Here is a 25,230-nt window from a genome sequence, read left to right as displayed (position 1 = left end):
CATGAGTCGCGCAGATGACTTCATTCGCGGCGAGCAGATGCCGGATATCGTGTATCGCACGGTTGCGCCGGAAGAGGAAGTCTGTCCACGCATCAGCGTTAGGGGCGGGACTGCTTGCGTCTACATGCACAACGAGCGCGCCGCGCCGCACAAAGGCTTTGTGCCAGTGGCCGAATTCTTGCAGCGACTTGCCCGCAGCGAGCCGAACTTGGCGATCACCGGCTATCGAGCAAACGGCAAACAGACCACGCTATCGTTCAATCGTGCTGAACGGGTGACGCTATCTGCACGGCTTCAGGCGCACCTGTCCACGCTAAACGCGCCCCGCCAGGGCAAGAGCGCGTCGGTCGTAGCGTTCTTGGCCAGCCTGACGCCGCTGTACACGCATGAGAACCACGAGGGAGTCTGGAGCGCCCGTTCGCTGCAGGATGGTTCACTGGTACTTCCCGTGGATGAAAGCGACTGGGAAGAGGAGCGCGGTACGGTGCGCATGCTGTGGCAGGGCGACGCGGCGCGCGAAACCCTTGTCGACGGCAGCGACATCGCCACCCTCGCGCTGGAGCGCTACGTTCGCCTGCATGGCGCTGGTGCTACGGAAGAAGCCATCGCAGCAGAGCTATGGTTCATGGCTGAGCATTTCCGCTTCAAGACTGGCTGCGATCTCTACTTGCCCCAGTTGAAAGAGCCGCCAGGCGCCTGGACCAAGGCTGGGCGTAAAGCCTTGGAAATCGGCCAAGGCATTCTGACCAACCTGATGTCGCCATGATCCAAGGAGCGCCACGTTGTGAGTGATATCCAGCTATTTCGCCTTCAATCCTCGGGTGCGTTGGAATTGCCAGGGCGGTCAGCACTGGTCGAGAAGCAACTGCAGACGCTGATTGAGTCGCAGATGTCCACGTTCCTCGGGGTGCGCTTCCTGGCCAGCGAGTACGTCACCGGCAAGACCCACAAGGGGCGGATCGACTCTTTGGGCCTGGACGAGAATGGCTGCCCGGTGATCGTGGAGTACAAGCGCCATAGCAACGAAAACGTGATCAACCAGGGCCTGTTCTATCTGGACTGGCTGCTGGATCACCAGGCCGAGTTCCGCTGGCTGGTGATGGAGCGGCTGGGCAAGGAGGTGGCCGATGCGGTCGACTGGTCCGGGACGCGATTGCTGTGCATCGCGGCGGATTTCACCCGGTATGACCAGCATGCCGTGCAACAGATCCCGCGCAACATCGAGTTGCTGCGCTACAAGCTGTTCAGTGACGATCTATTGCTGCTCGAGTTGGTCAATGCAGTCAGCGTGGGCGATGTCACCGCCTCCAAGCCAGCCACCGAGTCCGTAGCGGCGCCGAAAGCGATCAGCAAGGACAAGAGCTTCGACGAGCAGTACGCCGGAGCGCTGCCGGAGACGCGCGCGGTCTATGACAGTCTGGCGGCCCATGTACTAGCGCTCGGCGATGACGTCACCGAGCGGAGGCTAAAGCTCTATAACGCGTTCCGAAGGCTTAAGAACTTCGCCAGTGTGGTGATGTACCCAAACAAGATGTTGTTGATGCTCAAGCTGGACCCGGGCAGCGTGGCGTTGGAAGAGGGCTTCAGCCGCGACGTGCGCCAGATCGGGCACTGGGGAACCGGCGAGCTAGAGCTGACGGTGCGCTCGGTGGCCGATCTGGAAAAGGCAAAGCCCTTGATTGCGCGCAGCTACAGCGAGGGCTGAGTTCGGCGGGTGGCGCGGCCTTCACTGCGCCTTGCCGGGTTGGATGGGGCGCCGAGTACGTCCCGGGTGCCATGCCGCTTCGCTGTGCGTTGATGAGGCGCATGTTCTAGCCTGTGTTGAATACAGGCTAGATTGGGCTCTATAGTAAAGGCTGGCTATCGCATGGAGCGCGTGCGGGCCTGTCTTCAACGGAGACTTGTCTATGAGCCAACAGGACGTTTCGACGCGAGCTGGCCGCTATATCCGCCAGCCGACCGGCTACCGGGCCTTCATGCCGTCCCCCTTGCCGCCTGACCCGCAGGTGGACCTTGCGGGCGAGCTACAGCGCCTGCTCTCGCAGGCCGACCGCGCGTTGGGGCGCCTGGACGGTTCGGTGCTCACGCTGCCGAACCCTGACCTGTTCGTCTTCATGTATGTCCGCAAGGAGGCGGTGCTGTCCAGCCAGATCGAAGGGACACAGAGTTCGCTGCAGGATCTGCTGGCGGCCGAGGCGGACCTGTTCGACGAGACGATGCCGCGCGACGTAGACGAGGTGGTCAACTACGTCCGTGCGATGAAGCACGGGCTGGCTCGCCTTGAGGATCTGCCGGTGTCGGTTAGGCTGATCCGCGAGATCCACGCGCAGTTGCTGGACGGTGTGCGTGGTGGACGACTGCAGCCCGGCGAGCTGCGCCATAGCCAGAACTGGATCGGCCCGGCCGGCTGTACGCTGGCCACGGCGAGTTTCGTGCCGCCGCCGCATACGGAGGTGCCGCAGGCGTTGGGCGAGCTTGAGCGATTCCTGCACTCAGACGATGGTCTGCCGCCGTTGGTGAAGATCGCCCTGGCACATGTGCAGTTTGAAACCATCCATCCTTTCCTGGATGGCAATGGCCGTGTGGGGCGACTGCTGATCACCTTCCTGTTGACCGAGGGCGGCGTATTGCACAAGCCCGTGCTGTACCTGTCCCACTATTTCCGCCAGCACCGGCAGGCCTACTACGATCATCTGCAGGCCGTGCGCGACCAGGGTGCATGGGAGGCGTGGCTGCGGTTCTTCCTGCAGGGCGTGATCGAAGTGGCGGCGGAGGCGGCCGACACGGCGCGTCGGATCCAGCTGCTGCGCGAGCAGCACCGGACTGCGATTACCGACAGGCTTGGCCGTGCCGCGGGCAATGGTCACCGCGTGTTGGAGAGTCTGTTCGATCGGCCGATCGTCACGGTAGCCGATATCAAAGGCATGACTGGGACGACTTACGCTGCTGCAAATACGCTGGTTGCCAAACTGGTGGAGCTGGGCATCCTGTTGGAGATGACGGGCTACGCCCGCAATCGCCGCTTCCGTTACGAGCCGTATGTGCGGCTGTTTATCGACGATCTTCCGGCCGATGGGGTGGCCACCGCATGAATCTGCACCAGGAGCACCACTTCGAGAAGGAAATCTGCGCGCACCTTGCGGCCAGCGGCTGGCTGCACGAGGAGGGCGATGCGGACTTGTTCGACCGGGCGAGCGGCTTGTTCCTGCCCGATCTGCTGGCATGGATCGAGGCGACGCAACCAGACAGCTTGCAGCGCCTGGTCAAGACGCACGGCCCCGCAACGCCGCAGGTGCTGGCCGAGCGCCTGCGTAAGAACCTCAACGAGCGCGGCACGCTGGACGTGGTGCGCCGCGGCGTGGAGATGCTGGGCCTGCGCGAACCGCTGGAGTTGGCGCAGTTCAAGCCGGCGTTGGCGATCAACCCTGACATCCAGGCCAGGTATGCGGCAAACCGGCTGCGTGTGGTGCGGCAGGTCCGCCATTCGCCTAACAATCCCGGTGACGAGCTGGATCTGGTGCTGTTCCTCAACGGTATCCCGGTGGCCACCGCCGAGCTGAAGAGTGACTTCACCCAGGGCGTAGACGACGCGGTGGACCAATACCGCTTCGACCGCCATCCGCATCCAAAAGGTGGCGTGCTTGAGCCGTTGCTGGGATTCCCTGGAGGGGCGCTGGTCCACTTTGCGGTTAGCCAGTCCGAAGTGATGATGACAACGCGGCTGGCCGGGACCGACACGGTCTTCCTGCCGTTCAATCGTGGCAACGACGGTGGTGCAGGCAACGCGCCAAACCCCGATGGCTATGCTACCGCCTATCTGTGGGAGGGGGTCTGGACTCGCGAAAGCTGGCTGGACATCCTGCACCGTTACCTGATCGGCAAGCGCGATGACAAGAAGCAGCTGGCCAACGTCATCTTCCCCCGATATCACCAGTTGGATGCGACGCGACAACTGGTCGCCGATGTGCTGGCCAATGGTGCGGGTGGGCGTTACCTGATCCAGCATTCGGCCGGTTCAGGCAAAACAAACTCCATCGCCTGGACCGCGCACTTCCTGGCCGATCTGCACGACGAACACCACACCAAGCTGTTCGACAGCGTGCTGGTGGTGAGCGATCGCACGGTGCTGGATGCTCAGCTGAAAGAGGCCTTGTTTGACTTCCAGCGCACCACCGGCGTCGTGGCCAGCATTACCAACGAATCCGGCAGCAAGAGCGCTCAGCTGAGCCAGGCATTGAAGGACGGCAAGAAGATCATTGTCTGCACCATCCAGACCTTCCCCTTTGCATTGCAGGCCGTGCAGGAGCTTGCGGCGACCGAGGGCAAGCGTTTCGCAGTGATCGCCGACGAGGCGCACAGCTCGCAAACCGGCGAGGCCGCGGTCAAGCTCAAGCAAGTGCTTTCCGCAGAGGAGTGGGCCCAGCTGCAGGACGGTGGTGAAGTCGATACCGAAGCGCTGATCGCCGCGCAGATGGAAGCACGGGTGGGCGTGAAAGGCCTGACGTACGTGGCCTTCACCGCCACGCCAAAGGCCAAGACGCTGGAGCTGTTTGGCCGCAAAGGTGAAGACGGACTGCCAAGACCCTTCCATGTCTATTCGATGCGGCAGGCGATCGAGGAGAAGTTCATCCTCGATGTGTTGAAGAACTACACCACCTACAACCTGGCCTTCAAGCTTGCGCACAATGGACAAGAGTACGACCAGCTCCAAGTAGAGCGAAGTTCGGCGTTAAAAGGGATCATGCAGTGGGTGCGCTTGCATCCCTACAACATCGCCAGCAAGGTGCAGGTGGTGGTGGAGCACTTCCGCGAGAACGTGCAGCCGTTGCTGGGTGGGAAAGCCAAGGCGATGGTCGTGGTCGGCAGTCGCAAGGAGGCGGTGCGCTGGCAGAAGGACATCCGCGGCTATATTGAGCGGCAGCACTATACATTGGGCGTGCTAGTGGCGTTCTCGGGTGAGGTCAATGATCCGGACAGTTTCCCCGATGCAGTGACTGAATCGAATCAGCTGCTGAACCCGGGCCTGCGTGGGCGTGACATCCGCGAGGTCTTCAAGGAGCCGGACTATCACCTGCTACTAGTTGCCAATAAGTTCCAGACGGGCTTCGACCAGCCGCTGCTGTGCGGCATGTATCTGGACAAGATGTTGGGCGGGATCCAGGCGGTGCAGACGCTGTCGCGACTCAATCGTTCCTATCCTGGAAAGGACACGACGTACGTGCTCGACTTCGTCAACGATCCTGCCGAGATCCTGAAGGCCTTCAAAACCTACTACAAGACCGCGGAGCTTGCGTCGGTCACTGATCCGAATCAGGTGTATGACCTGCGTGCGAAGCTGGATGCAGCAGGTTACTACGATAGCTTTGAGGTCGAGCGCGTAGCGCGTGTTGAAATGGATTATGCAGGCACGCAGAAGCAGCTGGATGCTGCCATTGCGCCTGTGGCCGATCGCCTGCTGAAGCGATACAAGGCATTGCAGCAGGAGAAGATCGAATCCGAAGCCCAAGATGACCAGAAGAAGGCGAAGGCGGCCAAGGATCAGCTGGACGCTTTGATCCTGTTCAAGAACGACATGGGTGCCTACACGCGTCTTTACGCATTCCTTGGCCAGATCTTCGACTATGGCAACACCGACATCGAAAAGCGCTTTCTGTTCTTCCGACGTCTGATTCCGTTGCTCGAATTCGGGCGGGAGCGCGATACAGTGGACCTTTCCAAGGTCGTCCTCACGCACCACACGTTGAAGGGTCGCGGCAAGCAGCCGATGGGCCTCAATCAGGACGGCAGTTACAAACTGGCGCCGATGGATGCGGTGGGCAGTGGATCAGTACAGGAGAAGCAGCAGTCCTACTTGGTGGAAATCATCGAGAAGGTGAATGGCCTTTTCCAAGGTGAGCTGACCGATGATGACCAATTGGTCTACGTTAATGGCGTCATCAAGGGAAAGCTTCTGGAGAACGACACCCTGGTGCAGCAGGCGAGCAGCAACAGCAAGGAGCAGTTTGCCAACTCGCCCGACCTGAAAGATGCGCTGATGCACGCCATCATGGATGCATTCGAAGCACACCAGACGATGAGCACGCAGGCGTTGGACTCTGAGCGCGTTCGCGATGGGCTGAAGGACATCCTTCTCGGTCCGGCGCAGCTGTATGAGGCGCTGCGAGCGCGATCGCTGTCTGGAGAACCGCCTCGACTCCCGTAAGTGGGTAGATGGTTGGCTCAAGTTGGCTATTTACTACTTGCTTTCAAACACCTTGAAGTTCCCCCACTGCAAGTAGCAATATCACTAAATCGAGCCTAGAAACTCATCCTACAGCCGGCTACCACCTCCGACAACGGGTGGATCTTCATGCCGTTTGGCGAGAGATGCTATGACCGAGGCCGCCCGTCATCCCGATTCGGATCCTGGCTATTACCTGCTAGAAGAAGCGCAGTACCGCCTACAGCAGCTGCGCGATCATATGCTGTTCCTAGCGCGACTAGCGCAGCCACGCACTGTGGACGAAGAGCGCGAGGCCGCCCCGAAAGTGCATGCGGGCGGACTGGCGGTGTGCATGGAACTGCTCGCGGAACAGATGGACATGGTGCTACGCGAGGTGTCGTAGCCGGCGCAGCGGCAGTCTCCATATCAGACGCAGCGCCATGGCGCCGATTGGGAGGGGCAATGACCGGTCTTCGGCTGCGATACACCTGTTGTCCAGGTTGGCCTCAGACGTTGCTGCGGATTTGCCTCGGCATGGCGTGGTTGCGGGCGTCTTGGCGGATGGCGTCGCTGCCCGGCGCGTAGACACGCTGCCGGTCCTGCGCCGCCCGCTCGCGATAACACAGCGCCGCAATGCGCTCGCGCGGCAGCATGCAGTTGCCGATGCCCGGTTGCAGCCTGCGGGAGAGACCTGGCACCGGCACACCCATCAGTTCGCCGAAGGTGCGAAAGGCGGAGTTGCTGTTGATGGTGGCGCCGAGCAGCTTGAAGCCGTAGTTGGGGTAGTCCAGATCCTGGGCGTTGAGTTCCGGCACGGCGCATAGCGCCGCGTACCAGCGCGCCAGGATTTCGTGCTTGTCGCCGCTGGCGGCGCTGCGCGCTGGCTGGCCGTCGCGCAGGTAGCTGGTGCGGTCGGGCTGGGCGCCGATGGCGTTGGCGTAGTCGGCGTCGTGCGGGTAGTGCCAGGCGCGCAGTGCGTGCCTGCGCGCGTCGGTGCCGATCGGGATCGGCGTGCCGGTGTGTCGGTCGGTGGCCAGGCCGTGCAGTTCGGCCAGGGCGTTGCCGCGCTCGTCGCGCAGCACCCAGTAGGCGTGGCCGGCGATGCCGGCCACGCAGAGCAAGCGTGCTTCGATCGAATGGTCGCGCATAGAGCTCTTCTTTGCGTCTGCTCGAGACTAGCGCAGTGGATTGGCGATGCAACTGCCGAGCGTGGCCTTGAGGTCCTGCATTGCCTGCGCCATGACGGCTGCAGCGGCGCGCGATTGCCGGGGGGTGTTAGCGCCGCGCGCGCCGACAGGCGATCAGCGCGGCGACCGCCGCCACGGCGGCAATCGTGCCGACGGCGGCCACCCTGGTCGCCAATTGCGTGCGCTGCGCGCGTCGGCGCAGGTCGCTGTCGGTGCCGCCCGCAGACAGGGGCGACTGGAACACCTTGCTGCGGGTGGCCGGTGCGCCGCGTGCGCGGAGCGCTTTGGCTGGCGCTTTAACTGGCGCCTTGGCGCCGCTGCCTGGGGCGTCTGCGTGGGCGCCATTGGCGCTGTGGAGTGGCGTGGCGGCTGCTGTGGTCATGCTTTCCGTCGTCCTGCGCGCTGCGGTCATGCGTGCGTCTCGCCTGTGCTGTGATGTAGGTACATTCTGCATGCTCCCAAGCGCAACGTTAACGCAGTGCGGGCGAAAAGTAAGAATTCCCATCGCGGGCTGCGACATTGCGCCGCGTCGCAGCCGCTGATCCGTTCAGATGCTGGGATGGCGTCTTCTTTGCCGCTCCCCCATCTTGTGCCCATGGACCTGTTCGCCCAGCCCGATGACGCGCTGCATTGCCTGGTGGCCGATGCCGAGGGCGGTATCCGCTATTGGCCGCGGCTGCTGGATGCGGAGCTGGCGCAGGCGTGGTTCGCCGCCTTGCGCGATGGCGCGCAGTGGCAGCAGCTGCGCCGGCCGATGTACGACCGGGTGGTGGACGTGCCGCGGCTGCTGGCGGCGTATCGCCTGCAGGCGCTGTCCGAGGCGCTGCCGTTGCGCGCGCTGCATGCGGCGGTGCAGGCGCGGGTGCCGGCGCCGTACACCGACGTGGGCCTGAACCTGTACCGCGACGGCCGCGACAGCGTGGCGATGCATCACGACACGCTGCATACGCTGCTGGCGCCGCATCCGATCGCGCTGGTGTCGCTGGGCGCGCCGCGGCGCATGAACCTGCGCGCCAAGGCCGGCGCGCGCAGGAGCATCGGCGTGGAACTGGCGCCGGGCAGCCTGCTGGCGATGAGCCACGCCTCGCAGCTCAGCCACGAACACGGCATCCCCAAGACCGACAGGCCGGTGGCGCCGCGGATGAGCGTGGTGTTCCGGGTGCGGCCGCCGCCGGTCTGAACCGTTTGCGCCGCGATGGCGTGCGGATTCCGCAATAATGCGGGTCTGCTCCGTCAGGAAGACCGCATGACCGCTCTCACCGAACGCTATGCGCGTGCCGTAGATTACGCGCGTATCGCCCACGCCGGCCAGTTCCGCAAGGGCGGCACGGTGCCGTATTTCAGCCATGTGCTGGGCGTGTCGACGCTGGTGCTGGAAGCCGGTGGCGACGAAGACCAGGCGATTGCGGCGTTGCTGCACGACGTGGTCGAGGACTGCGGCGCCGGCCACGAGGCGCTGATCCGCGCGCAGTTCGGCGATGCGGTAGCGGCGATCGTGATGGGCTGCACCGACGCCAGCGCCGAGCGCAAGGCGGCGCAAGAAGACGTGCCGGCCAGGCGCCGCGACTGGCGCACCCGCAAGCAGGCCTATCTGGCGCATCTGCGCGAGGCGACGGGTGCGGTGTTGCTGGTGTCGGCCTGCGACAAGCTTTACAACGCGCGCAGTATCGTTGCGGATCTGGAAGACCCCGAGGTGGGTGTGGAGGTGTTCGAACGCTTCACTGCCGGCCGCGAGGGGACGTTGTGGTACTACGCCGCGCTGCATGCGGTGTTCGCCGAACGCGGCGTGGCGCTGCTGCGGCCGTTCGCGGCGGCGGTGGCGCGGATGCATGCGTTGGCGGGCGTTGTGTTTGCCGTGGACGATGCCGGCGCGCTTGCGGCGCCTTCGTTGGCGTAGTTGCCCGGCGCCGATAGGCGTAGCCTCCGATGCTGACAGGCGCAGTTTCGTGCGCTTGGATCAGCGAGTCGCTTTCGCGCCGCACCCTCACCCCAACCCCTCTCCCGGGGGAGAGCGGCTAAAGCGCTGCGGCTGTTCCCTTCTCCGGTCGGGAGAAGGTGCATGAAGGTGCGGATGATGACTGGCGCGTCCAAGACCGCGTCCAAGTCCACCAAGAAAAAGGTCGCGCAGGAACAGGCGAAGGGCGGCAAGGCCGGCTCACCGTCGCCGACGCGTTCGCGCGGCGCGAAGAAGGTGCCGAAGACCGCCAGCAAGGGCAAGGCCGCCACGCAGGCCGTAGCCAAGAAGGCCTTGTCCACGCAGACCAAGACGGCCGCCAAGAAGCGTATCGCCAGCACCCGTTCGGCCGCGGCGAAGCAGGCCGCACAGACCAAGGGCGCCAGCGTGCGCAAGAGCGCGGCGAACAAGGCCGCTGCGCGATAGGGCGTACGCGCTATCGCGCAGGCTGCTTTCAATCCTTTGTAGGCGGCTTCAGCCGCGACAGGCTCTCCGGGCAGCGCCTGTCGCGGCTGAAGCCGCTCCTACAAGGTAAAAAGGCGGGCGCGAGGCAGTGCAGTCGCTGCCGCCGCTACAACTCGGTGTATTTGGTGATGCGGCCCTTGGCGCGGTCCACCGGGTATTTGGCGGCGTTGACCTGCATCTTCTGCCGCGCCGCCTCGATGGGGTCGATGCCCAGCTTGTCGCACAACTGCAGCAGATACAGCAGCACGTCGGCCACTTCGCTCCCGACCTGGGCCTTCTTGTCGTCCGACAGTTGCCGGCTCTGCTCGTCGGTGAGCCATTGGAAATGCTCGAGCAGTTCCGACGCCTCGACCGACAGCGCCGCGGCCAGATTGCGTGGGGTGTGGAACTTGCCCCACTCGCGTGCGTCGGCGAACGCGCGCTGGGCGGCTTGCAGGTCGTTGAGGCTGTCGGGCATGGGATTGAGTCGTGGGCGGGAAACCGCATGGTAATGCAGCGCCGGATCCGCTCGCGGCGGCAGGCGGCGCCGGCACGGCCTCAGTCGCGGTTTTCCGCGCGCCAGCGGGCGATGGCAGGCGAGACCACTGCGCCGTGCTCGCGGGATGCGCATACACCGCCGAGACCACGTTTCCAGCGCCTGTTCGCGTCGATGCTGGAAGCCACCGAGAGCCAGGCCCTGGCCGAGATATGCCGCCGCACCCTGCAGAAACGCGCGCGCTTCCTGGCGACCCCGCGGATCTGAGCCGGGCGCCGTTGCTGGCGTGGCGCATGCGTTGTCGGTGCTGTGGCGCCATGCGCGTAGGCTTGTGCGCGCGCTGCGTACCGTTGGCGCGGCCCTTCGCCACTGTCGCAGCGCCCGCATTCTGCGCAATCGCGATGCAATGACCGCCGATTGCGCCAACCGGCGACGATGCACGCATCGGCGCCTGAACGCCAGCGGCGCGCCGTGCGTCGACCGCAGCGTCAACCGCAGCGCGGCTGTCTCTCGCGCAGCGACGCTTGCACGATCGGCAATCACGTGCTCCGCGCTGCGCGCATTCACGCCTGGCGCTGCCGGCGCCTGTTATGCATCAAGCCAAGCGGGCTCTGTGGCCCCTCTGGATCATCATGGCGTCCCCCTGGCGTGCGTTGCGTAGACGGCTGCTTTCTTATCGGCGTGGCCTTTCCGGCATGCATGCCATGTTCCTGCAGCATGGCCGCACGCGGCTGCCGACCGAGGAGCCGCTGCGCGCGCAACTGCTCAGCGCCGAACAGATGGCCGCGCACGGCGAAGCCCTGGCGCGCAGCCACCGGGTGCGCGGCGGGCGCAGTCCCGAGGTGTTGCTGGCGCGGCTGAAACAGAACGAGGACGTGCTGCGCGACGCCTTGGCGATGCTCGCGGCGATGGTGCGCGACGACATCCGCGTGACCCCGGCTGGCGAGTGGCTGCTGGACAACTTCTACCTGGTCGAAGAACAGATCCTGATCGCGCGGCGGCATCTGCCTGCCGGCTATAGCCGCCAGCTGCCGGCGCTGGCGCAGGGCGCCTCGGCCGGGTTGCCGCGCGTCTATGCGTTGTCGATGGACGCGATCGCCCACGGCGACGGCCGTATCGATGCCGACATGGCCAGCCGCTTCATCGCCGCCTACCAGACGGTGACGCCGCTGATGCTGGGCGAACTGTGGGCGATTCCGATCATGTTGCGCCTGGGCTTGCTGGAAAACCTGCGCCGGGTCGCGGCGCGGGTGATGCGCGACGGCATCGACCACCGCCTGGCCAGCGACTGGGCCGACCGGCTCAATACCACCGCCGCGCAGGATCCCAAGAGCGTGGTGCTGGTGGTCGCGGACATGGCACGCTCGCAGCCGCCGCTGTCCGGCGCGTTCGTCGCCGAGCTGGTGCGCGGGCTGCACGGGCGCGGCGGGGTGCTGGCGATGCCGGTGACCTGGGTCGAGCAATGGCTGGCCGATGGCGGCCAACGCATCGACGACATGGTGCACGCGGAAAGCCAGCAGCAGGCCGCCGACCAGGTCTCGATCAGCAACAGCATCGCCAGCCTGCGTTTGCTGGCGACGATGGACTGGCGCGATTTCGTCGAGGAGCTGAGCGCGGTCGAAGCGCATCTGCGCCGCGATCCGCACGGCACCTATGCGCAGATGGATTTCCAGACCCGCGACAGCTACCGGCACAGCGTCGAGCTGCTGGCGCTGCGCAGCGGCGCCAGCGAGGACGCGGTGGCCGCGTGCGTGCTGCAGTTGGCGCAGGCGGCGTCGTTGGACGACCAGCGTCACGTCGGCTACTACCTGGTCGACGATGGCCAGCGCGACCTGCCGGCGGCGATCGCCGCATTGCCGCGTGCGCGCCGCCGGCCGCACGTGGCGCGGCGCACGTTGCCGCTGCCGGCGTACCTGCTGCCGATCGCGGCGATCGCCGCATTCGGCAGCGCGGCCCTGCTCGAGCAACTGCAGGTGCTGGCCATGGAGCCGGTCTGGCTGTGGGTGACGACCACACTGTTGGGCGCGCTGGTGTTCAGCGAACTGGGCGTGGCCCTGGTCAACTGGGCGGCGACGCTGCTGGTGGCGCCGCGCACGTTGCCGCGAATGGACTTTTCCAAAGGCATTCCGGCCGGCGCGCGGACCCTGGTGGTGGTGCCGAGCATGCTCAGCGATGCTGCCACGATCGACGAACTGGCCGAGGCGCTGGAGGTGCGGTTCCTGGCCAATCGCGATGCGCAGCTGCATTTCGCCCTGCTGACCGATTTCCTGGACGCCGCGCAGGCCACGCTGCCTGGCGACGCTGCGTTGCTTGAGCATGCGGCGCAGCACATCGTGCGGCTCAACCAGCGTTATGCGCCGGAACGCGGCGACCGCTTCTTCCTGCTGCACCGCCCGCGGCTGTGGAGCGCCGGCGAGCGCGCCTGGATCGGCCACGAGCGCAAGCGCGGCAAGCTGGCGGCCCTGAACCGGCTGTTGCGCGGCGGCGCGGCCGATGCCGATTTCAGCGAGGTAATCGGCGCGACCGCGCTGCTGGCGCAGGTGCGCTACGTGATCACCCTGGATGCGGACACGCGGCTGCCGCGCGATGCGGCGCGCGAGTTCGTCGCGACCCTGGCGCATCCGCTGAACCGCGCGCGCATCGATCCGGCGCTGGGCCGGGTGACCCGCGGTTACGGCATCCTGCAGCCGAGCGTGGGCAGCAGCATGAGCGGCCATCGCATCACTCGCTACGCGCGCCTGTTCGGCAGCGAGCCGGGCATCGATCCGTATACGCGCACCGTGTCCGACGTGTACCAGGACCTGTTCGGCGAAGGCTCGTTCGTCGGCAAGGGCATCTACGACGTGGATGCGTTCGAGCAGACGCTCGACGGCCGCCTGCCCGACAACCGCATCCTCAGCCACGACCTGCTGGAGGGCTGCTATGCGCGCGCCGGCCTGGTCAGCGATGTGCGCCTGTTCGAGGACTATCCGTCGCGCTATGCGGCAGATGTGAAGCGCCGCGCGCGCTGGATCCGTGGCGACTGGCAGTTGCTGCCCTGGCTGCTGCCGTGGGTGCCGGACGCCACCGGTCGCTACCGGCGCACGCCGCTGTCGCGGCTGTCGCGCGGCAAATTGCTGGACAACCTGCGCCGCAGCCTGGTGCCGATCGCTGCCACCGCGTTGCTGGCGATCGGTTGGCTGTGGCTGCCGCGGCCGGCGGCGTGGACCGCGTGGCTGCTGGGCCTGTTCGTGCTGCCGATCATGGTGCCGGCGCTGCACGACCTGGTCGCCAAGCCATCGGACATGGCCTGGCGCATGCACCTGGGCACGCTGGCCAAGGCGGTGGTCACGCAACTGCAGCGCGCGCTGGTGGCGCTGGCCTGCCTGCCGTACGAGGCCGGTTACGCCGCGCTGGCGATCGTGCGCACGCTGTGGCGCATGCTGGTCAGCCGGCGCCACCTGCTGCAATGGCATGCCTCCAGCGATGTGGCGCGCAGCCTCGGCCGCGGCAATGCGGCCGAGCTGAGCGGGATGGCGCCGGCGGCGCTGTGCGCGCTGGCGCTGCTGGCCGTGCTGGCCTGGCGGCAGCCGCATGCGCTGTGGGTCGCCGCGCCGATCCTGGCGCTGTGGATCGTCGCCCCGGCGCTGATGGCGTGGATGGGGCATGCCGCCGCGCCGCGCCGCGCGCAGCTGGCGCCGCCGCAGCGCGCTTTCCTCGGCCGGCTGTCACGCCGCACCTGGGCGTTCTTCGAAGTGCACATGCGCGCGCAGGACCATTGGCTGCCGCCGGACAACGTGCAGGAACATCCGCAACTGGTGGTGGCGCGGCGCACCTCGCCGACCAACATCGGCCTGGCCCTGCTCGGCAACCTGGCCGCCTACGACCTGGGCTACCTGCAGCCGGGCGGGGTGATCGACCGCACTCGGCTGACCCTGGCGACGATGGAGACGCTGCCGCGCCACCGCGGCCATTTCTACAACTGGTACGACACCGAGACCCTGCTGCCGTTGCCGCCGGCCTACCTGTCGACGGTGGACAGCGGCAACCTGGCCGGGCATCTGTTGACCCTGCGCCAGGGCCTGCTGGCGCTGTGCGATGCGCCGTTGCTGGCCGTGGCCAGCTTCGACGGGTTGGCCGACACGTTCGGCGTGCTGCGCGAGGCCGCACAGGACAATCCAGCCGCAGCGGCGCTGCCGCAGGCGGCGCTGCACGACTTCGATCAGCGCCTGCAGGCGCTGTGCGCGACCCCGCCGGCCACGCTGCCGCAGACCTGGCACGCACTGGTTGCGCTGGCCGTGCCGGCGGCCTCGATCGCCGAGCGCTGGCCGCCGCCGGCCGTGGGCTCGGAGCAGTCCGCCGACGCCTTGGCGCCGCACTGGCCGCAGGTCCTGCTGGATGCGTGCAATGCCGCGCAGCAGGAACTGCGCGAGTTCGCGCCATGGGCGACGGCGCCGGATCGCGACGACGCGTGCCTGCCGGTAACCGAAGCGCCGCTGCCGACGCTGCGCGCGCTGGCCGCGCAGACCCACAATGCCGAAGCCGCCGAGCGCGCCCGCGCGCGCATCCACCAGCTCGAACGCCTGGCGCATATCGCCGGGCAGCTGTCGCTGATGGAATACGGCTTCCTCTACGACCCGGCGCGGCGGCTGCTGGCGATCGGCTACAACGTCGACGAGCGGCGCCTGGACCAGGGCTACTACGACCTGCTGGCGTCGGAGGCGCGGCTGTGCAGCTTCGTCGCCATCGCCCAGGGCCAGCTGCCGCAGGAAAGCTGGTTCGCGCTCGGCCGCCAGCTCACCGAGGTCGATGGCGAAGCGACGCTGCTGTCGTGGAGCGGCTCGATGTTCGAATACCTGATGCCGCAGTTGGTGATGCCCAGCTATGCCGACACCTTGCTCGACCAGACCGCGGTGCATGCGGTCAATGCGCAGATCGCACACGGCGCACGGCACGCGGTGCCGTGGGGCGTTTCCGAGTCCGGCTACAACGCGGTCGATGCGCGGATGAACTACCAGTACCGCGCGTTCGGCGTGCCTGGGCTGGGCCTCAAGCGCGGGCTCGGCGACGATCTGGTGATCGCGCCGTACGCCAGCATGATGGCGCTGATGGTGGCCCCGGAAGCGGCCTGCGCCAACCTGCAGCGGCTGACCGAGGCCGGCTTCGGCGGCCGCTTCGGCTTGCACGAGGCGATCGACTACACTCCCAGCCGGGTCCCGCCCGGCCAGGACCAGGCGCTGATCCGCTCGTACATGGCGCATCACCAGGGCATGGGCCTGCTGGCGCTGGACCATCTGCTGCGCGAGCAGCCGATGCAGAAGCGCTTCGCCGCCGATGCCGAATTCCAGGCCACCTTGCTGTTGCTGCAGGAACGGATTCCGCGGGTGGGCGTGTTCCATCCGCAGGAGGCCGACGGCACCGCACGCAGCCCCCAGGATGCGCGTGAGGACGAGACCCAGCTGCGCGTGTTCCGCGATCCGGGCGCGCCGCGGCCGGCGGTGCAACTGCTCTCCAACGGCCGCTACCACGGCCTGCTGACCAGCGCCGGCGGCGGCTACAGCCGCATGCGCGACATGGCCATCACCCGCTGGCGCGAGGACGGCACCCGCGACCACTGGGGCAGTTTCTGCTACCTGCGCGACGTGGACAGCGGCGACTACTGGTCGGCCGCCTACCAGCCCACCGCGGTGAAGGTGGACCATTACGAAGCGATCTTCTCCGATGCCAAGGCCGAGTTCCGCGGCCGCAAGCGCGGCTTCGACACGCACCTGGAAGTGGCGATCTCCGCCGAGGACGACATCGAGCTGCGCCGGCTGCGGGTCAGCAACCGGTCGCGGCAGCCGCGCACCATCGAGATCACCACCTATGCCGAAGTGGTGCTGGCGCCGGCCATCGCCGACGAGCTGCATCCGGCCTTCAGCAATCTGTTCGTGCAGACCGAGATCGTTCGCGACACGCAGGCGCTGCTTTGCACGCGGCGCACCCGCGCGCACGACGAGGTGGCGCCGTGGATGTTCCATCTGGTGGCGGTGCACGATGCGCACATCGGCGCGATTTCCTACGAAACCGACCGCGCGCGCTTCCTCGGTCGCGGCAATACCGCGCGCACCCCGCGCGCGCTGAGCCACGATGCGGTGCTGTCCGACACCGCCGGGTCGGTGCTCGACCCGGTGGTCGCGATCCGCTGCCGGATCGTGCTGGCGCCGGAGCAGACCGCAGTGATCGACATGGTCTACGGCGTCGGCGGCGACCGCGCCGCGTGCACCGCGCTGATCGACAAGTACCGCGACCGGCACCTGGCCGACCGCGTGTTCGATCTGGCGTGGACCCACAGCCAGGTGGTGCGCCGCCAGATCAACGCCTCGCAGGCCGATGCGCAGCTATACGAGCGCCTGGCCGGGCTGATGGTGTACGTGCACCCGGCGCTGCGCGCCGACAGCGAACTGCTGCTGCAGAACCGGCGCGGCCAGTCCGGGCTGTGGGGCCATGCGATCTCCGGCGACCTGCCGATCGCGCTGCTGCAGATCGGCGATGCCGACAACATCGAACTGGTGCGGCAGATGGTGCAGGCGCATGCCTACTGGCGGCTCAAGGGCCTGCATGCGGACCTGGTGATCTGGAACGAGAGCCAGAGCGGCTACCGGCAACAGCTGCAGGAGCAGATCCTGGGCATGGTCGCGGCCGATCCGGACGCCAGCGTGCTGGAGCGCCCCGGCGGCATCTTCGTGCGCCCGGTGCAGAACATCTCGCAGGAGGACCGCATCCTGCTGCAGGTGGTGGCGCGGGTCATCGTCAGCGACCAGCGCGGCACCCTGGCCGCGCAGATCGGCCGGCATCTGCCGCCGCCGCGCGGCGTGCCCGAGCTGGTGCCGCTGCCGGCCGCCGCGCTGGCCGAGGCGCAGGCCCTGGCAGCGCCCGCGCATGCGGCCGGCGATGCGCAGGAGGATCCGTGGCCGTTCGCGCCGGCGCACCCGGAGCTGCTGTTCGACAATGGCACCGGCGCCTTCGCCGCCGACGGCCGCGAATACCTGATCGCATTGCGCGAGGGTGCGCCGACGCCGGCGCCGTGGTCCAACGTGCTGGCCAATGCACAGCTGGGCACGGTGCTCAGCGAAAGTGCCGCCGGCTACACCTGGTTCGAGAACGCGCACGAGTTCCGCCTGTCGCCGTGGCACAACGACCCGGTCGGCGACGCCTGCGGCGAGGCGTTCTACCTGCGCGACGAAGACAGCGGCCGGGTATGGTCGCCGCAGGCGCTGCCGCGCCGCGGCGAGGGCGATTACCGCACCCGCCATGGCTTCGGCTACAGCGTCTACGAACACGTGCAGGACGGCATCGCCAGCGAGCTGTGGGTGTACGTGGCGCTGCACGAGGCGGTGAAGTTCTCGGTGCTGAAGCTGCGCAACCTGTCCGGCCGCAGCCGGCGCCTGTCGGCGACCGGCTATGTGGAATGGGTGCTGGGCGACCTGCGGGTGAAATCGCAGATGCACGTGGTCACCGAGCAGGACGGCGCGCACGGCGCACTGCTGGCCTACAACCCGTACAACGCCGAGTTCTCTGCGCGCACTGCGTTCTTCGATGTGGACGCGACCACGCGCAGTTATACCGGCGACCGTACCGAGTTCCTCGGCCGCAATGGCGACATGGGCGACCCGCAGGCGCTGCGCCGCGAACGCCTGTCCGGACGCCTGGGCGCCGGGCTGGATCCGTGTGCGGCGATCCAGGTGCCGCTGAGCCTGGCCGCCGGCGCCGAGTGCGAGACCGTGTTCCGGCTCGGCGCCGGCAAGGACCACGAGGCCGCGGTGGAATTGGCGCGGCGCATGCGCGGCCGCGATGCCGCGCACGACGCGCTGGACGCGGTACGCATCCATTGGCGGCAACTGCTCGGCGGCTTGCAGGTGAAGACCCCCGATCCCAGCGTGGACCTGCTGGTCAACGGCTGGCTGCCGTACCAGACCCTGGCCTGCCGCTACCTGGCGCGCAGCGGCTATTACCAGTCCGGCGGCGCGTTCGGGTTCCGCGACCAGTTGCAGGACATGATGGCGCTGGTCCACGCCACCCCGACGCTGGCGCGCGAGCACCTGTTGGCCAGCGCCGCGCACCAGTTCCCGCAGGGCGACGTGCTGCACTGGTGGCATCCGCCGCAGGACCGCGGCGTGCGCACGCGCTGTTCGGACGATTACCTGTGGCTGCCGCTGGCGGCGTGCCGCTACTTGCAGGTCACCGGCGACCGCGGCGTGCTCGACGAAGAGGTGCGCTATATCGAAGGCCGCGCGGTCGGCGCCGACGAGGAGTCGTACTACGACCTGCCGGTGCCGTCGAACCAGCGTGCGCCGCTGTACGCGCATTGCGTGCAGGCGCTGCGCCGCGGCATGGCCCTGCTCGGCGAACGCGGGTTGCCGCTGATCGGCACCGGCGACTGGAACGACGGCATGAACCGGGTGGGCGAGGGCGGCAAGGGCGAGAGCGTGTGGCTGGGCTTCTTCCTGTACCACGTGCTGCAGCAGTTCGCGGCGCTGGCGCGCGGGTGCGACGATGCGGCCTTCGCCGACGAGTGCGATGCGGCGGCGCACGCGCTGCGCGGCAATCTCGAAGCGCATGCCTGGGATGGCGGCTGGTATCGGCGCGCGTGGTTCGACGACGGCACCGCGCTGGGTTCGGTGCAAAGTGACGAATGTCGCATCGACTCGATCTCGCAGAGCTGGTCGGTGCTGTCCGGCGCCGCCGAACCGGCGCGCGCGCGGCAGGCGATGGCTGCGCTGGACCAGCACCTGGTCAAGCGCGACGCCGGCCTGATCCAGCTGCTGGAGCCGCCGTTCGACCGCATCGCGCACGACCCCGGCTACATCCGCGGCTACGTGCCGGGCGTGCGCGAGAACGGCGGGCAGTACACGCATGCGGCGGTGTGGGCGGCGATGGCCTTCGCCCACCTCGGCGATGGCGAACGCGCCTGGGAACTGGCGCGGATGATCAACCCGATCCAGCACAGCCTGGATGCGGCGGCCAGCGAGCGCTACAAGGTCGAACCCTACGTGCTCGCCGCCGACGTCTACGGCGTGGCGCCGCACGTGGGCCGCGGCGGCTGGACCTGGTACACCGGCTCGGCCGGCTGGATGTACCGGCTGCTGGTCGAATCGCTGCTCGGCCTGCAGCGCGAAGGCGACAGCCTGCGCCTGCGGCCTTGCCTGCCGGCCGACTGGGAGCGCTGCGAACTGCAGTACCGCCACGGCAGCAGTACCTATCACATCGAGTTGCTGCAGTCGCTTGCCGGCGAGGCGCACGCCGGCACGGATGCCGACGACAGCAGCGGCCTGTTCCTGGACGGCCTGCGCCAGCAGGACGCGCGCATCGCGTTGGCCGACGACGGCCAGACGCATCGCGTGCAATGGCGGCAGCCGCGCGCGCCGACATGAACACGCGCGCGCAGACGCAGGCGGCATTGGCGCATATGGCGGCGATGCTGCCGGAGTGGACCGCGCATCTGCGCCATCCGGCCGAGTTCTGGCCGCAGTTCAGTGCGCTCGCGCAGGAACTGCTGGACGCGGCGGACCCGGGCGATCGCGCGCAGGCGCGGCAGGTGCTGGCGGCGATGCTCGCCGAGTACGCGATCGATACGCGGCTGTTGCCGCACTGAGTGGCATCCTCGTTCCACGAGCGCATGCCATCGTGTGCATCGCTCGGCAATCGATAGCGCGCCGCAGCACCGCGCAGTAGGGCGCTGCGCCGATCCCGCCACGCTGGCCTCACGGCATGGTCACCCGGGTTGCACGTCGCCTGCGGCAACACTGCGCTCCACGCCGTCGCAAGAGGACACCATCCGATGCAAGCTCTCACCTATCACGGCACCAAAGACGTGCGCGTGGAAACCGTTCCCGATCCGGTGTTGATCGATGCCGACGACATCGTGCTGCGGGTCACCGCCACCGCGATCTGCGGATCCGATCTGCACCTGTATCGCGGCAAGATTCCCGACCTGCACAGCGGCGACGTGCTCGGCCACGAATTCATGGGCGTGGTCGAAGACGTTGGCCCCGAGGTGACGCGCGTGAAGCAAGGCGACCGCGTTGTGATCCCGTTCGTGATCGCCTGCGGCGAGTGCTTCCACTGTCGCCTGACCGAGTACGCCGCCTGCGAAACCACCAACACCGGCAAGGGCGCCGCGCTGAACCAGAAAGGCATCCGCCCGCCGGCGGCGCTGTTCGGCTACAGCCACCTGTATGGCGGCGTGGCCGGCGGCCAGGCCGAATACGTGCGCGTGCCCAAGGCCAACGTCGGCCCGCTGGTGGTGCCGGACGCGCTACACGATGAGCAGGTGCTGTTCCTGTCCGACATCCTGCCCACCGGCTACCAGGCCACGCTCAACGCCGGCGTTGGCCAGGGCAGCACCGTGGCGATCTTCGGCGCCGGCCCGGTCGGGCTGATGACTGCCGCTTGCTGCCGCATGCTCGGCGCCGAGCGCATCTTCATGGTCGACCGGTACCAGTACCGGCTGGATTTCGCGCAGAAGACCTACGGCGTGATCCCGCTCAATTTCGAGCAGATCGACGATCCGGCCGAGATCATCATCGGCCAGACCGACGGCCGCGGCGTGGACGCGAGCATCGATGCAGTCGGTTTCGAAGCCAAGGGCAGCACCGTGGAAACGGTGATGGCCACGCTGAAGCTGGAAGGCAGCAGCGGCACCGCACTGCGCCAGTGCATCGCCGCCACGCGCCGTGGCGGCACGGTCAGCGTGCCCGGCGTGTATGCCGGCTTCATTCATGGCTTCCTGTTCGGCGACGCCTTCGACAAGGGCCTGACCTTCAAAATGGGCCAGACCCACGTGCAGCGTCTGCTGCCGGAGCTGCTCGAGCACATCGGCGAAGGCCGGCTCAAGCCGAACGAGATCATCACCCATCGGATGCGCCTGGCGCAGGCCGCCGACGGCTACGCGATCTTCGACACGAAGGAACAGGACTGCCGCAAGGTGATCCTGACCCCGTAAGCCTGCGTATCGCCGCGTCGCTGTCGCGCTGCATGGCGTCGGCGTCGGCCTGGACAGGCGCGGCAGATGAACTCTTTATCGATGTGTACGCCGCTATGTCGCTTGCACACGCCGCGTGGGCGCAGCGCCTGTTTTGATCGCGCCAACCCAGCGCCGCCGCATCCCGCGCAACACAGCGCGGACAGCGCAGGCGCTGCTTCTCTCCGCTGCAAGAGACACTTCCTTGACCGATCTGCTTTCCCCTACCGCATTGGGTGACGCCTGCGATCTGCGCCGCGCCGCCTTGCGCGTGCTCGAACGCTATCCGCAGCTGCCGCTGCCCGGCGCCGGCAATACCCTGGACCGCTGGCGGATCCTGGCCGAGATCGCCGCGGCCGACGTGTGCCTGGCCAAGGTGCTGGAGGCGCACTACGACGCGCAGGCGATCCTGGCCGAACTCGGCGCCGCGGCGCCGCCGCCTGGACAGCTGTTCGCGGTGTGGGCTGCCGAAGCGCCGGATGCGCGTCTGGCCTATCGCAGCAACGCCGAGTGTGGCGAAGTGCACGGCCGCAAGGCCTGGTGTTCGGGTGCCGGCATGGTCGATGGCGCGCTGCTCACCGCGCATGAAGACGATCGCCAGCAGTTGGTGCAGGTGCAGTTGCGCCAGCCCGGCATCGCCATCGACACGCAGGCCTGGGCGGCGGTGGGCATGGCGCGGGTGGTCAGCGGACCGGTGACCTTCGATGCGGTGCCGGCCAGCGCGATCGGTGCGCCGGGCCAGTATCTGGCGCGTCCGGGGTTCTGGCACGGCGGTGCCGGCATCGCCGCTTGCTGGTTCGGCGCGGCGGTCGCGGTGGCCGAGCGCCTGCGCGCGCATCCCAAGCTGCAGCGCGATGCGCATGCGGCGATGCATCTGGGCGCGATCGACCAGCAGCTCGGCGCGGCGCGTGCGCTGCTGCGCGAACTGGCCGCGGCGATCGATGCGGCGCCCGAACACGATCACCGGCATGCGGTGGTCCGGCTGCGTTCGTTCGTGGAGCGTGCCGCCAGCGACGTGCTCGATCGCGTCGGCCGCGCGCTGGGACCGGCGCCGCTGTGCAGCGACCGCGAACACGCCCTGCGCTGCGCTGACCTGGCCGTGTTCGTGCGCCAGAGCCATGCCGAGCACGATTGGGCGGTGCTGGGCCAGGCGCTGGCCGAACAGGTGCAGCCATGGCGGCTGTGAGTGCGGCGCAGATCCACGGCGACGGCACGCCGGAGTCGGCGTGGCAGCGCTCGCCGTGGCTGGCGGGCTTGCCGCAGCGCCGGATCGAAGACCTGATCGCCGGCGCTGGCCGATTGGTGGTGGTGTCGCCGCATCCGGACGACGAAGCGCTGGGCTGCGGCGGCGCGGTCGCCTGTGCGCGGCGGCTGCGCGTGCCGGTGTGCCTGATCGCGGTGACCGATGGCGAAGCCTGCTATCCGAACGATCCGTACTGGACGCCGCAGCGCCTGCGCGACGTGCGCCGCGCCGAACTGGCCGCCGCCGCGCAGTGCCTGGGCGTGGACGCCACTGCGATCTGCCATTTGCAGATCGCCGACGGCCAGGTCGGCCCGCGCGAATGCGTGCTCGCCGAACGCATCCACGCGCATCTGCAGCCCGGCGACCTGGTGCTGACCACCTGGCGCCACGACGGCCATCCCGATCACGAAGCCAGCGCGCGCGCGGTGCGGCGCGCCGTCGCCGCCTGCGCTGCGCGCATGGCCGAATTCCCGGTCTGGGCCTGGCACTGGATGGACGCCGACGCGCCGCAGCAGGCGTTGCACGGTGCAGTCCGCTACACGCTGGATGCCGCCGACTGGCAGGCCAAGCAACAGGCATTGCAGCGCTTCGCCTCGCAGCTGGGTACCGCACAACCGACGGTGCCGGCGCCGATCCTGCCGCCGCAGGTGATGGAACGTTTCGCGCGCCGCTTCGAGGTCTTTGCCGCATGAGTTCGGTGCAGGAGTATTTCGGCGCCATCTACCGCCACGACGATCCGTTCGGCTATCGCGAACGCTGGTACGAGGCGCGCAAGCGCGCGCTGTTGCTGGCCAGCCTGCCGCGTGCACGCTTCGAACGCGGCTGGGAACTTGGCTGCTCCAACGGCGAACTGACCGCGGCGCTGGCGCCGCGTTGCGACGCGCTGTTGGCCACCGACCTGTCCGAGCGCGCGGTGGTCCTGGCCGCGCAGCGCAATGCGCAATCCGCGCACGTGCTCGTGCAGCAGGCCGAACATCCGCGCAGTTGGCCGCCGGGCCGGTTCGACCTGATCGTGTTCAGCGAGGTCGGCTACTACCTGCCGTTGCCGCTGCTGCAGGACTGCATCCAGCGCCTGCGCGCATCGCTGACCGAGCACGGCGTATTGGTCGCCTGCCATTGGCTGCATCCGTTCGTGCAGGCGTGCATGGACGGGGGCGCGGTGCATGCCTGCCTGGCGCAGACCCTGCAACTGCCGCGCCTGCTGCGCTACGAGGACGACGACGTGCTGCTCGAAGCCTGGAGCGCCACCCCGTATTCGGTCGCGGCCGTGGGGCGACTGCGGTGATCGCCGTGCTGATTCCTGCGCATAACGAGGAGCAGCTGATCGGTGCCTGCCTGCGCTCGGTGGCGCTGGCGGCGCAATGCGCCGGCCTGCGCGGCGTGCCGGTGCAGGTGTTCGTCGCGCTGGACCGCTGCAGCGACGGCACCGCCGGCATCGTCGCCGCCCACGGCGCGCAGGCCATCGTGCTGCAATCCGGCAATGTCGGCAGCGCGCGTGCGGCGGCGGCCCATGCCGCGCTGGCTGCCGGCGCCCGCTGGCTGGCGTGTACCGACGCCGACTCGGTGGTGCCGGCTAACTGGCTGTCGGCGCAACTGGACTGCGCCAGCGACGCGTTCTGCGGCATCGTCACGGTCGGCGACTGGGACGACTACGACAGCGCGATGCGCGATGCCTACCGCGCCGGTGAATGCCGCGGTGACGACCACCCGCACGTGCACGGCGCCAACCTGGGCCTCAGCGCCGCGCTGTACCGGCGCTGCGGCGGCTTCCTGCCACTGGCCGCGCACGAGGACGTGGCCCTGGTCGAAGCGATGGTGCGTGTGGATGCGCGGATCGCGCGCCGCGCGCAGCCGGTGGTGGTCACCAGCGCCCGGCGTATGGCGCGGGCGCGCGGTGGTTTCAGCGATTACCTGAAACAGATGGAACGCAGCTTGGCCGAATCGCTGCTGCATACGCCGGGTGGTGACCTGTTGGCTTGAGCCTGTGCGGAGCGTGTCCCCAGCCGATCGGTCTGACCGCCGCGCGTTATAGCCCCTCTCCCGCCGGGAGAGGGGTTGGGGAGAGGGTCCGGCGCGAAGCGTCTCGCGGAGTTCAAGCGCACAAGGCTGCACGCGTACCCCCCCCCAACGCCACGCCCATGTCCGCCTCATGACTGCGACCATCCAGCCACCCGCGCAGGGCACGCCCCCTCCTAGGGCAACGCGCATTCAGCCAGGAACGCGGAGCCGTGTCCGCAGCGGCCATGCCTCGGGATAAGTTTTGTCCCGGGTTTGTTGCGGGACAACAGTCGGCCGTGGCATGGATCCGCGTTTGTCAATAGCCGCTGGGTGGATTCTATTATTTTTCAATCACTTGGATCATGGCGCCAGCTGTGCCGGCGAGCGCGGCGTTGTCCACAAGGGGTGTGGATGACTTCTGCATAAGGGTGTGGATAAGCCCATCGCGGCCCCGTGCCACAAGACTGTCAAGAGACATGGCGAAAAATTAGGCAGGGCGATATTTGGCGCCCGCCTGCTCGCCGTTGCGGGGTGCCGGCAACGCCGTTCTTCGGCTGCGGGCAAGCCGATCCAGGCCGGCGTTGTGGTCATGACATCGAGTCGGTTGGCGGTTCGCCGGCCGCTCGGGAGCGTGATGGATCCTGACGAGGTAGTACCCGCTGCGATCCGATGCATCCTTCGCCGCAAACGAAAAACGCGCCATGCGTGGAAGGCATGGCGCGGTC

General features: G+C 67.6%; 17 protein-coding genes and 1 pseudogene. 15 read left to right on the top strand and 3 right to left on the bottom strand.

The window, feature by feature from the left end; translation table 11 throughout:
• The first annotated feature begins 1 nt into the window (after position 1).
• The 5 genes from E4A48_RS11825 (at position 2) to E4A48_RS11805 (ending at position 6,605) form a co-directional block, all read left to right on the top strand.
• A complete protein-coding gene (locus E4A48_RS11825) occupies positions 2-766 on the top strand; it encodes a hypothetical protein (RefSeq protein ID WP_142742484.1) in 765 nt (254 codons plus the stop codon).
• Between the two features lie 18 nt (positions 767-784).
• The gene (locus E4A48_RS11820; protein WP_058196086.1) at positions 785-1,705 is read left to right on the top strand and encodes a DUF5655 domain-containing protein; all 921 of its coding nucleotides are present in this window, start codon (positions 785-787) and stop codon (positions 1,703-1,705) included.
• 202 nt (positions 1,706-1,907) lie between these two features.
• Entirely contained in the window at positions 1,908-3,092 is a 1,185-nt protein-coding gene (locus E4A48_RS11815) for a Fic family protein (RefSeq protein ID WP_039007266.1), read from the top strand.
• On the top strand, positions 3,089-6,202 hold the full coding sequence (locus E4A48_RS11810) for a type I restriction endonuclease subunit R (protein ID WP_142742483.1): 3,114 nt from the start codon (positions 3,089-3,091) through the stop codon (positions 6,200-6,202). Before E4A48_RS11815 ends, E4A48_RS11810 begins: the two co-directional genes overlap by 4 nt.
• A gap of 169 nt (positions 6,203-6,371) precedes the next feature.
• On the top strand, positions 6,372-6,605 hold the full coding sequence (locus E4A48_RS11805) for an XAC0095 family protein (RefSeq protein ID WP_142742482.1): 234 nt from the start codon (positions 6,372-6,374) through the stop codon (positions 6,603-6,605).
• Between the two features lie 103 nt (positions 6,606-6,708).
• Here E4A48_RS11805 and E4A48_RS11800 read toward each other — a convergent pair whose 3' ends face one another.
• Positions 6,709-7,350 carry a hypothetical protein gene (locus E4A48_RS11800; RefSeq protein WP_142742481.1) on the bottom strand — a complete coding sequence of 214 codons (642 nt, stop codon included), beginning with the start codon at positions 7,348-7,350 and terminating at the stop codon, positions 6,709-6,711.
• A 127-nt stretch (positions 7,351-7,477) separates the two neighbouring features.
• Positions 7,478-7,801 carry a hypothetical protein gene (locus E4A48_RS11795; RefSeq protein ID WP_260607948.1) on the bottom strand — a complete coding sequence of 108 codons (324 nt, stop codon included), beginning with the start codon at positions 7,799-7,801 and terminating at the stop codon, positions 7,478-7,480.
• A gap of 183 nt (positions 7,802-7,984) precedes the next feature.
• Here E4A48_RS11795 and E4A48_RS11790 point away from each other — a divergent pair, with 183 nt between their 5' ends.
• The 3 genes and pseudogenes from E4A48_RS11790 to E4A48_RS20580 form a co-directional block, all read left to right on the top strand.
• Positions 7,985-8,569: an alpha-ketoglutarate-dependent dioxygenase AlkB gene (locus E4A48_RS11790; protein ID WP_142742480.1), complete on the top strand. Its 585-nt coding sequence runs from the start codon at positions 7,985-7,987 to the stop codon at positions 8,567-8,569.
• A 66-nt stretch (positions 8,570-8,635) separates the two neighbouring features.
• Complete coding sequence (locus E4A48_RS11785) at positions 8,636-9,286, top strand: HD domain-containing protein (protein WP_142742479.1); 651 nt, start codon at positions 8,636-8,638, stop codon at positions 9,284-9,286.
• Positions 9,287-9,481: 195 nt separating this feature from the next.
• A pseudogene (locus E4A48_RS20580) lies at positions 9,482-9,769 on the top strand (DNA-binding protein); the annotation flags it as partial.
• A gap of 145 nt (positions 9,770-9,914) precedes the next feature.
• Here the strand turns inward: E4A48_RS20580 and E4A48_RS11775 are convergent.
• Positions 9,915-10,265 (bottom strand): nucleotide pyrophosphohydrolase, encoded by a 351-nt coding sequence (locus tag E4A48_RS11775; protein ID WP_039007253.1) that lies wholly within the window; start codon positions 10,263-10,265, stop codon positions 9,915-9,917.
• Positions 10,266-10,987: 722 nt separating this feature from the next.
• Here E4A48_RS11775 and E4A48_RS11765 point away from each other — a divergent pair.
• The 7 genes from E4A48_RS11765 to E4A48_RS11735 all read left to right on the top strand — a co-directional run bounded on the left by E4A48_RS11765 (position 10,988) and on the right by E4A48_RS11735 (position 24,487).
• On the top strand, positions 10,988-19,675 hold the full coding sequence (locus tag E4A48_RS11765; RefSeq protein WP_260607947.1) for a GH36-type glycosyl hydrolase domain-containing protein: 8,688 nt from the start codon (positions 10,988-10,990) through the stop codon (positions 19,673-19,675).
• On the top strand, positions 19,672-19,896 hold the full coding sequence (locus tag E4A48_RS11760) for a hypothetical protein (protein ID WP_237654931.1): 225 nt from the start codon (positions 19,672-19,674) through the stop codon (positions 19,894-19,896). The genes E4A48_RS11765 and E4A48_RS11760 overlap by 4 nt, the downstream gene beginning before the upstream one ends.
• A 186-nt stretch (positions 19,897-20,082) precedes the next feature.
• A complete protein-coding gene (locus E4A48_RS11755) occupies positions 20,083-21,246 on the top strand; it encodes a zinc-dependent alcohol dehydrogenase (RefSeq protein ID WP_142742477.1) in 1,164 nt (387 codons plus the stop codon).
• A 223-nt stretch (positions 21,247-21,469) separates the two neighbouring features.
• Complete coding sequence (locus tag E4A48_RS20740; protein WP_260607946.1) at positions 21,470-22,450, top strand: acyl-CoA dehydrogenase family protein; 981 nt, start codon at positions 21,470-21,472, stop codon at positions 22,448-22,450.
• Positions 22,438-23,199 (top strand): PIG-L deacetylase family protein, encoded by a 762-nt coding sequence (locus E4A48_RS11745; RefSeq protein ID WP_142742476.1) that lies wholly within the window; start codon positions 22,438-22,440, stop codon positions 23,197-23,199. Before E4A48_RS20740 ends, E4A48_RS11745 begins: the two co-directional genes overlap by 13 nt.
• A complete protein-coding gene (locus E4A48_RS11740) occupies positions 23,196-23,792 on the top strand; it encodes a class I SAM-dependent DNA methyltransferase (RefSeq protein ID WP_142742475.1) in 597 nt (198 codons plus the stop codon). The genes E4A48_RS11745 and E4A48_RS11740 overlap by 4 nt, the downstream gene beginning before the upstream one ends.
• Complete coding sequence (locus E4A48_RS11735) at positions 23,789-24,487, top strand: glycosyltransferase family 2 protein (RefSeq protein WP_142742474.1); 699 nt, start codon at positions 23,789-23,791, stop codon at positions 24,485-24,487. The genes E4A48_RS11740 and E4A48_RS11735 overlap by 4 nt, the downstream gene beginning before the upstream one ends.
• The last annotated feature ends 743 nt before the right edge of the window (positions 24,488-25,230 follow it).

It is taken from the genome of Xanthomonas translucens pv. cerealis (genome assembly GCF_006838285.1).
Lineage (GTDB): Bacteria > Pseudomonadota > Gammaproteobacteria > Xanthomonadales > Xanthomonadaceae > Xanthomonas_A > Xanthomonas_A cerealis.
The sequence above is the reverse complement of the archived record's forward strand: the minus strand, read 5'-3'. Positions and strand labels throughout refer to the sequence as shown.